This is a genomic window from Colwellia echini (assembly GCF_002843355.2).
Lineage (GTDB): Bacteria > Pseudomonadota > Gammaproteobacteria > Enterobacterales > Alteromonadaceae > Colwellia > Colwellia echini.
Map to the genome: position 1 here is coordinate 1 of NZ_PJAI02000050.1, position 2,481 is coordinate 2,481.

Below are 2,481 nucleotides of genomic sequence, written 5' to 3' on the forward strand. Positions count from 1 at the left end.
CAGTTTGCTGTTTCGTGCCTCAACATTTTAGCAAACAATTTTTTGCCTCTTAATGGGGCGTTATGTATTTAATCATTATACGGAGATTCAATGGCACAAGGTGTAGTTTCAGACAATTGGTCACTTCAAGATATTTCAAGCCTTTTAGTATCAGGTATGGACGATAGCTCAGCAGATGAGATCATAGTAAAAGATAAAAGTCATTCATATAATCCAATTTCATTTGCTTCTGTACAAACAGAAGCTCTTTTTGATTTTATTACCGACTTAGTTCTTCGCGATGAGATTTTGGTCGAGGAGAGATTCACACATGCTTGGACTGCTTCAAATAGTCCGATTTTAAAAGCGAAAGAGCTTGGGGTTGTTAGAAGCTATCCATTTTTAAATGAACCTGAAAAATTAGCTTTACCAAAAAGCCGGATAATTGAGCATATGTGCTCAAATGAATCTTTAAAAAAATCGCATCAAGAAAACGTAACTAGTTGGAAAGAGACCCAACAAGTTACACATCCTCTACTTTCTGCAACTATGTGGGGCGGCGCTGGAATGTGTGCAAGAAGTTTTGTTTATGAAAAGAGTTATACGCCACATCCTTTGAGAAAGAGATTTTTTGTTAATTCAGGTTTCATGTTACCTGCTGGTGATGCACTTCATCAGGTGACATCATTTTTGAATGATGAGCAGATGAAAGTCTCGAAGAAAATTTATGGAACGGATTCTCTGTATTCTTTGTTTATAAATATGCCTGCGATCCCGCTCCGAGTGATACAAGACTCATCATCAATACCTCAACTTATTGAAGTAGCTTTAGAAATGAGAAGCGATTTCTTAAATCTACGAGAATGGCTTAAGCAATTTCAAAATGCGTTATCAAATGATGATATTAATGAAATTAATAATTACCGAAAACAATTGGATTCGGTATCACAAAATGTCAGTGCAAAAATAGGGTTAGGGGCAACAGGTAAGCCAGTGACAATGGAAGCTGGCATGGGGATTTTTAAGATTGCAACTCAAGCTAATCCTATCAATGCTCTCAAAAATCAGTTTGGTGTTAGAGCAACTCTGAATAAATTGATTTTTGGTTCAAATGGGAAACCTGAAATGAGAAAGTTTGTGAAAATGTTCGATCAACATAATACAGCCATCGGTTATGACATTGAACGTCATTTCACTAAAAATACATAACAAGCTGTTAAACAAGGACAAAAAATAGTTGGTTTTTGCTCCCTCGTCGCTTATTTTAACTAACTATTTTATTGCCTGTTAACAGGGCGTTATACGTTTAGGGAAGTTTCGGCATGATCGTCGTATATGGAATTAAAGAAAACCTCAATCCAATTAAATCTCAACTTTCAGATGTCATTCATAAGTCAATGCAATCTGTATTAGGTATGCCTGAAGATAAAAGAGCGCACCGTTTTATTCCTATGGATAAATCAGATTTTTATTATCCTGGCGGACGCACAGATAACTACACGGTTATTGAAATCAATATGATGGAAGGTCGTCAAATAGAAACAAAGAAAGCCTTAATAAAATGTTTATTTTCCGAAATTGAATCAGAGCTTAGTATTTCTCCCGTAGATATTGAGATTACGATTAAGGAGCAACCTAAACATTGCTGGGGTTTCCGTGGTATAACGGGCGATGAAGTTAAAGATTTAAAGTACAGTGTAAACGTATAACAAGTCATTTCAGCAGGACAAAAAACAGCTGGTTTTTGCTCGTGCCTCGCTAATTTTAACCAGCTATTTTATTGCCTCTGAATGAGGCGTTAGCTGCTCAAGAGTATTCTTATCCTATGAAGTTTTTTTTAGCCGTTTTACTGTTGGTAAATTTTAAAGTTGTTGCATGTGGGCAAGACTATTTAAAAGGCTACTCAGATAAAAATAAATTTTTAGTGGCTGTTGAGCTAGCCGATTTTGTTTATATCGGAGAGGTTGCTCGAACATATAGGTTACCAAACACACATGCATCTCAAAAAAATGATAATGGTTATGTATTTAAAGTGATCGAGTTGCTTAAAGGTGAAACTCAAGCGTATATGGAAACCGAGCAGTCATCTCATTGCGGTATTAGTGGACCATTTTCAGAAAATTATTGGCCAAATAGCGCAGGTCAAGAATTTGTTGTTGCGGGAAAGTCGTCTAATGATAATAATTATGTATTTGCTGTTTACCCATTTAATAAAGCAGTTTATGTTATGGGGGAAATCTTAAACGCAGCTAACAAGCAATTCAACAGGGACCAATAACAGTTGGCTTTTGTTCACTACGTTCACTATTTTAGCCAACCATTATTTGCCCGTTAATTGGGCGTTAGGTGTATTGGGTTACTTACATAAGTTTTATTTTTTGATTCACGTTTTGCGCATCAATCACGTATTCTAAAACGTAATTCAGTTTTGTATTTATCGCGCGTATATTATTGTTTCGCGGTGTTACATAAAATCGAGCAAAGCAGTTTATTTAACTTTTT

At 35.8% G+C, this 2,481-nt stretch carries 3 protein-coding genes; all 3 read left to right on the forward strand.

What is annotated here, in order from left to right; translation table 11 throughout:
• The first annotated feature begins 90 nt into the window (after positions 1 to 90).
• The 3 genes from CWS31_RS17110 (at position 91) to CWS31_RS17120 (ending at position 2,257) form a co-directional block, all read left to right on the forward strand.
• Entirely contained in the window at positions 91 to 1,188 is a 1,098-nt protein-coding gene (locus CWS31_RS17110; RefSeq protein ID WP_101344259.1) for a BAR domain-containing protein, read from the forward strand.
• Positions 1,189 to 1,301: 113 nt separating this feature from the next.
• The gene (locus tag CWS31_RS17115; protein WP_101344258.1) at positions 1,302 to 1,688 is read left to right on the forward strand and encodes a tautomerase family protein; all 387 of its coding nucleotides are present in this window, start codon (positions 1,302 to 1,304) and stop codon (positions 1,686 to 1,688) included.
• A 116-nt stretch (positions 1,689 to 1,804) separates the two neighbouring features.
• Positions 1,805 to 2,257 (forward strand): hypothetical protein, encoded by a 453-nt coding sequence (locus CWS31_RS17120; protein WP_101344257.1) that lies wholly within the window; start codon positions 1,805 to 1,807, stop codon positions 2,255 to 2,257.
• Positions 2,258 to 2,481: the final 224 nt, after the last annotated feature.